The sequence below is a fragment of the Rhizobium sp. N731 genome (genome assembly GCF_001664145.1).
Taxonomy (GTDB): domain Bacteria; phylum Pseudomonadota; class Alphaproteobacteria; order Rhizobiales; family Rhizobiaceae; genus Rhizobium; species Rhizobium esperanzae.
Genome location: NZ_CP013603.1, coordinates 330,118 through 336,117, shown reverse-complemented (window position 1 = coordinate 336,117; position 6,000 = coordinate 330,118). Strand labels below are relative to the sequence as shown.

The window sequence follows — 6,000 nt, the reverse complement described above, 5'->3', positions numbered from 1 at the left end:
CTTTTGCGCGACAGGCTGTAACATTCGGCATCCCCCTCTCCTTCGGCATCGTCGCCGGCGATCATCCGAGCATGGATGACCCGGACGAGCGCCGAAAACTTATCCCGCCTTTCGGCCGGCCGGCGCATTTGCCCGCAAGAGCGCCATCAACATCGGGCCGATCGCGAATTCTCCCTTTTCGCTTCGCCGCGTCAGGTCGCGAAGATAGCCGCCGGCGGAATTGATGTGGCCCCCGCGCTCCAGGATGCACGCCATCACGGTCGCGGCATTTTCCGCGCCCATCACACTTGCCGCCTCCTCATAGGCGGACGGGCTGACGCCCAGCATCGATCGAACTGTGACGGCTGCCGTCATCAGGTCGCGCCAGTTTCGGATCACGCCATCCGGCCCGTAGGCAAGGATCTCGGGGCAGGCCTGCAGAACCAGGCCGAGCGGGAAGGATTTCAATCCGCCGGCATCATCACGGCCGCCGGGTCGTCCAGCCTGCCGTCCCGGCCGATTGTCCGAACGGATCGCCTCGCTCCTCCCCTCTTCCGGCGTCACGACGCCTCGCCCGTTGTCTTGCTCCGGCCTCGCGCCCTGCTTCGTGTCGAAGCTTGGTTCAAGTTCAGAGGTGGAGTCGGAGTTTGAATTCTGTATGTGACGCTCGATATGAGAGGCATTGCCGCGCTGTTTTTTCGATTTAACACGAATTTCCAGCCGGTTAAGGATATCCGTCCGAAGCGCCGTCAATCCGTCCAGCAATTGTTCGAGCTGTGCAGTCGTCGGCGACCGTGGCAGGCCTTCGATCATTTCCCGGAACTCCAGGTGAAGGCTCTGCCAATCCCCTTCAACGTCCTCTTCGATGGCCGCTTCGATCAGCTTGGCGATATCACGACGGCAAAGCGTGATGCGTTCGCGCAGGCGCTGGACATGCAGCCGCTCGGCCATCACCTCGGCGGCCAGTTGTTCGACCTCTTCCGCGCGAGCAAGCAGCGGCGCCAGCGAAAAGCCGAAGGCGTCGTTGACCTCCCCTGCCCTGTCCCTGCGGACATAACGCTTGCCGTTGGGACTATCCTTGCGCAGCAGAAGCCCCGCCTCGACGAGTGCCGCAAGATGGCGCCGCACGGTCTGCTCGGCCATGCCGTGCGTTCTCAGCGAAAGCTGGACATTGGACGGGAATACGATCAACCCGTTTTCCTCGGCCAGTTCGTTCTTGGGATAGAAGCTCAAGAGCGCATTGAGCACCGCTAGCGCCCGGTCGCTGATGCCAAGCAGCGGCTTTGCTTCGCACAGCGCACGAAACAGCTTCCATTTGTCAACCGATTGATCAGGCTTGATCTCACCCGCCATCACCTGGCTTGTGAGCATGCCAAGCGTCATCGGCCGCCGCCCGAAGGGCGTCGTTATACTTCCGGTTTCCATCTCTTCCACCTCGACGAGGCAAAAGAAATCCGCTCGCCAAAACGGCGCCAAAAACTCTTGACAGCGATTCTCGGAAGTGCGATTCTCGGAGGTGTTCAAGACTACGAGGAAAGCTTCCGTGACGGTGACGTTCGGGGGCTTTTTTCTTTTGCGCGTTATCTCCTGTCCGAATTGTCAGCTGACAATCGGTCTAACTGCCTCATTTTCCCTCATTTTCCTCTTCGAACTCAGCGGCGAGGCCTATCAACCGCCGGGCCAGGAATTCCGAAAACGCCGCTGATTTGGCGGCGATGCGAAAGCTCTTGCCCGAGCGGCTCACCGAAGCAAGCGTCCCGCCGCTTTGCGTGCGAAGCGTCTGCTCGACCCGCTGCGGCGCGCTCTTCTCCTCCAGTGCCTTCCAGATGACATCGAAGCGGCTATTGCTCTCCAGCGTCTGGAAAGCGGCGCCAGCGATTGCGGCCTGCACCTTCTTTCGCCCGCCTGTCTCCCTGAATTTCTCGGCAAAGGCCAACCAGCGGGGACGCCCCACCTTCGGCGCCGGTCCGATGGCAAGAATGATCTCGGGATCGATCGTCTGCGCTACCTGCAGCAGCCGTGACGTTTCCGGTTTATCCGTCGCCAGCGCCTGAGCAATCATGTCGCGACTGAAGCCATGTTCATCCATCCGTCGCGCAAACAGCGCCCGTTCGATGAAGCTCAAGTCGACACGCGGGCCGTTCTCCTGACCCTGCGCGAGAATCAGCTCTTCATCCGTGAGCTTGCGGACCACGGCCTTGACGGGAACACCGATCTCCGCGGCCGCACGCAAGCGCCGGTGGCCATAGGCGGCCTGGTAATACCCAGCCTTTACCGGGTCCGGACGCACAAGGATTGGAACCTGCTGTCCGCTTTCCTGGATCGACTGCTTCAATCGCTCGAACTCAGGATCCTTGTCGACCGGGATGCGGTCGCGGATAAAGGACATTTCGACGGCAGCCGCATCGATCTCCAGCACTTTGTCGCCAGAGGCGAGGGACTCACGCAGGGCCTTGGCGGCGGCTGCTTCCTCTCCCAACCGTCCCAGCGACAAGTTCATCGCCTTGACCGCACCCGATGGTCGATGCGGCGGCGGCGCGCTTGGCGTCTCCGGTCGTGCCGGTTCGACAGCGCCAACCATGCTCTTCAGGATATCGCGACCTTTTGGGCTCATGTCCTGCTCCATGCACTGCGGATGAGTTGCTCGACCTCGGCATTGACATTGTCGACGGATTCGACGCCGCGGTCATAGGTCTGGCGATGCATCGTCTCGCGGCCCGCCTCGTAGATCGTCTGCTTGGACAGGCCAGCGTCCGAAACCGCCGTTGACTTCACCATCATCGAGGTCAGCACACGCTCGCCGAACAGGCTGCGCAGGAAGGCGACGATCTGCGCCTGCGGACCGTCATTGGACTCATAACGGGTGATCAGATAGCGCATCCAGTCATATTCGAGATTGCCGCCTGCCTGCTTGACGACGGCCAGAAGGTCGGAGGTCATCGTCAGGAACTGGTTCATCGACGCCACGTCGAGCATCTGTGGATGGACGGTGATCAGCACGGCAGTCGCAGCGCAGAGAGCAGACAGCGTCAGAAAGCCGAGGGTAGGGGGGCAATCGATGATGACGACGTCGTAGCTCTGTTCCAGCGAATGCAGCGCATTGCCGACCCGCATGAAGAACATGTCTTTGTCGTCGCGATTGCTGTCGGCCAGCGCCTTCGGGGTATCGTGCTCAAACTCATGCAGTTCGAGATTGCCCGGAATGAGATCGAGACCGGGGAAATAGGTCTGGCGGACGATGTCGGCAACGTCGCGGCGCGTCTCGTCATATTTGATGGCGCCGTAGAGCGTCTCGTTTTCACCGACATCGAACTCCGGCTGATATCCGAGCATCGCCGACATCGACGCCTGCGGGTCGAGGTCGACCGCGAGCACACGATAGCCGCGCAGCGCCAGGAACTGCGCCAGATGGATCGACGTTGTCGTCTTGCCGGATCCGCCCTTGAAATTGGTGACGGCGATCACCTGGAGGTGGTCGCCCGGCCGGCGCGTCGGCAGATAGGAGGGTTTGGTGCGCCCCAGATGCTGGCGCATCGCATGGATTTCTTCGAGCGAGAAGACACGGCGGCCGGCCGCCGTCTTTTCGGGATTGATGCTTTCCACCTGGGCGGTGAGGTGGCGAACATAGCTGTCGGTGACCCCGAGCAGCTTGGCGGCCTCGGTGCTGCTGAACCGCCGCAGCGATTTGCGGGCATCGGGCGAAAATAACCGCTCGAACAGCACCTGGAGCTGGCTGCTGAGCATCGTCGAGTCCTGCGCAATCGTCTCGTCGATCGAGACTTGACTCGCTCTTCTGGCTTTCTCAACAATCGCGGCCTTGGTCGGCATTCACGCAAATCCTGATAAATCGGGCAATTTTGCGCAAATGATCGTGAGTCTGGCGATTCCGTCAAGCGATTTCTTGGTTTGCCAATATATAACAAACTGAATTCGTCAAAAAAATTGCGTGGAATTCCGGAATCTTAGCGCAATTGTCAGCTGACAACGGCGGCGAACCCGCATCGCCGGCGCCGGCCATTCTCGACGGACGTGAAAGCCACCGCCGACTCGTCGCAGGGTAACTGCGCTTGGCACAGATCGACCAGGCAAATGCCGCTTCTTATTTATAGGCAGAGGAACGGCAGAGGCTTTCGGCCTCCAAGCCGCGGACGGGCTCGACGCCGGAGGCCTTGACATTTCCATCTTGGGATTCGGGATCGCGGCGTGACGGGGCAAGGCCGAGCATTTGTTCGAGACGGCCGGCATTGAGCGGAGCGCTTATTCCCTTGAAGTTCATCTTCCATCTTTCGTCTGCATGTGAGCTTGCGTGAAGGAGAGATAAGCGCAATTTGAACCGGCGGAGAACCGCCCGGCGACTTTATCACCATCTTTTCCATGTGCGGCGAAAAAGGAGAGGGGCTCAATCAAGCATCGGTCCCGAGATGGCGCTTGCGACAGCGACAATGCGACGGCATGCCCGCGAATACGACGGCCGTGTTCTGTCCGGACCATGCGTATTCCAGGAGTCGCGAACAGCGGCCGCAGCTGAGCTGCGCGCAGACGGCAACAGTCGCATGTGACCATCGACTGTAAGGATTGCAGACGCTCGCGCTATGCGAATCATGTCTAGAGAGATATGATCAAAATCGTTGAACGGTCCCATGCCGACCTGCTCCTCCCATCTCCTGCCTAACGGAACCTACGGGGGAATTTGCTTCCGTCTACGGAATTCCTCGTTGTTTACCTGTTGTTTACCATAAGGTGACACAGCGCCCGCCGACTCCATTTTTGCGGTCCACGCGCGCAGGAGGGGCGACATGATCATTGCTTTGCCGGCCGCTTTCCCGCTCTTGGTCGGGGCTACCGCGCTTTCATTCCCTCACGATTGGTAAAATGGGCATTGCCCAACCCTGTTCCGATGGTCAGCACCGCCCATGTCGATACGTCCTCGATGAATGGGATCTGCGACAAGCCCTGCACGACGGCGTCATTGTGCATCATCACGAATGTGCTGTGATCGCCGATTGCGGGAATGGCCTTCATCAGTGCGGCGGGAAGGTTGAAGCTGTCGCTTTCCCAATTGCCGCCTGGCAGGTTCTGTCCGCCGCGTTCGATCGAACCGTCTGCTTTGATGATACCGGGACAGCCGATCCCGATGATCGGGGCCGGCTTCAGATTGGCCTTTTCTGCCTTATCGATCAGCTCCTGCAACATCGCCGCCAGCCTTTCTATCGTCGCACTGCGGCTCGGCTCGTCGTCGGCGTGACGCCAGATGGTCGATTCCCAGACACTCGCATCGGCAAAGTGCGGTTTTTTTTCCTTTCCGAACTCGACGACTCCGGCACGGACGTTCGTGCCGCCGATATCGACGGCCAGCATCGCCTCATAGCCTTTGAACATCCAGGACGGCATGAGGTGGACGGAACCGATCAGTCCAGCCTCGTCGGGATGGTGGACGATCGGGATGACCTCGATATCGATACCGGCCGCCTTGAGCAGAACCATGGTCCTGGCGATCGTCAGCTCCCCGAAGCGGCTTTGCCTGAAGCCGCCGCCGACGACGATGCGCTCGGTCTTGGACCAGCGCTCGTCCTTGAGGAATTTTTTGATGACCTCGGCAAAATCCTGTGCGAAGTCCTCCACCGCGCCCATGATCAGTGCGGCGGCCTCCATGTCGTCTCCCTTCAGCAGAGACTCGATCTTTTTCTTGGAAAGCTTCGTCGTCTCGACCCTGCCGAGCGGATCGTCTCCGAACTTGCGGACATGATTTCTCCAATCCTCAAGCTTCTGCTGAAAGGTCTTCTTGTTGGCGTTGTCGCCAACGAAGCCGTTCTTGTCACGCAGCTCGTTGTTGTAGTCGTCGATCGTTACCAACGGCAGGACCATCGCGCCATGCGCTAATGGGGCACTCGCCCCGTCACGGGGCTCCGAATTGCGTTTGGCCATCGATGTCCCTTTCCGGCCGCGAGGGGTCGAACAGGCGGCAAAATAAAACGCCGACCAGCCTCTGGATGTTCCGGAGCTTATTAACTCATCTTGCCC

4 protein-coding genes are annotated in these 6,000 nt (G+C 59.8%); all 4 read right to left on the bottom strand.

All coding sequences use genetic code 11. The features are described from left to right. Nucleotides 1-99: 99 nt before the first annotated feature. The 4 genes from repC to AMK02_RS23265 all read right to left on the bottom strand — a co-directional run bounded on the left by repC (nucleotide 100) and on the right by AMK02_RS23265 (nucleotide 5,904). Nucleotides 100-1,404 (bottom strand): plasmid replication protein RepC, encoded by a 1,305-nt coding sequence (gene repC, locus AMK02_RS23280; protein ID WP_064807161.1) that lies wholly within the window; start codon nucleotides 1,402-1,404, stop codon nucleotides 100-102. Between the two features lie 199 nt (nucleotides 1,405-1,603). Further along, the gene (gene repB, locus AMK02_RS23275; protein ID WP_064807159.1) at nucleotides 1,604-2,593 is read right to left on the bottom strand and encodes a plasmid partitioning protein RepB; all 990 of its coding nucleotides are present in this window, start codon (nucleotides 2,591-2,593) and stop codon (nucleotides 1,604-1,606) included. After that, a complete protein-coding gene (gene repA / locus AMK02_RS23270) occupies nucleotides 2,590-3,807 on the bottom strand; it encodes a plasmid partitioning protein RepA (protein WP_064807157.1) in 1,218 nt (405 codons plus the stop codon). The genes repB and repA overlap by 4 nt, the downstream gene beginning before the upstream one ends. A gap of 1,011 nt (nucleotides 3,808-4,818) precedes the next feature. After that, nucleotides 4,819-5,904: an ROK family protein gene (locus AMK02_RS23265; protein ID WP_064807155.1), complete on the bottom strand. Its 1,086-nt coding sequence runs from the start codon at nucleotides 5,902-5,904 to the stop codon at nucleotides 4,819-4,821. Nucleotides 5,905-6,000: the final 96 nt, after the last annotated feature.

Excerpts from the sequence above, each read along its gene's own strand:
- repC (WP_064807161.1), bottom strand. The coding sequence starts at position 1,404 with ATGGAAACCGGAAGTATAACGACGCCCTTCGGGCGGCGGCCGATGACG.
- AMK02_RS23265 (WP_064807155.1), bottom strand. The coding sequence starts at position 5,904 with ATGGCCAAACGCAATTCGGAGCCCCGTGACGGGGCGAGTGCCCCATTA.
- repB (WP_064807159.1), bottom strand. The coding sequence starts at position 2,593 with ATGAGCCCAAAAGGTCGCGATATCCTGAAGAGCATGGTTGGCGCTGTC.
- repA (WP_064807157.1), bottom strand. The coding sequence starts at position 3,807 with ATGCCGACCAAGGCCGCGATTGTTGAGAAAGCCAGAAGAGCGAGTCAA.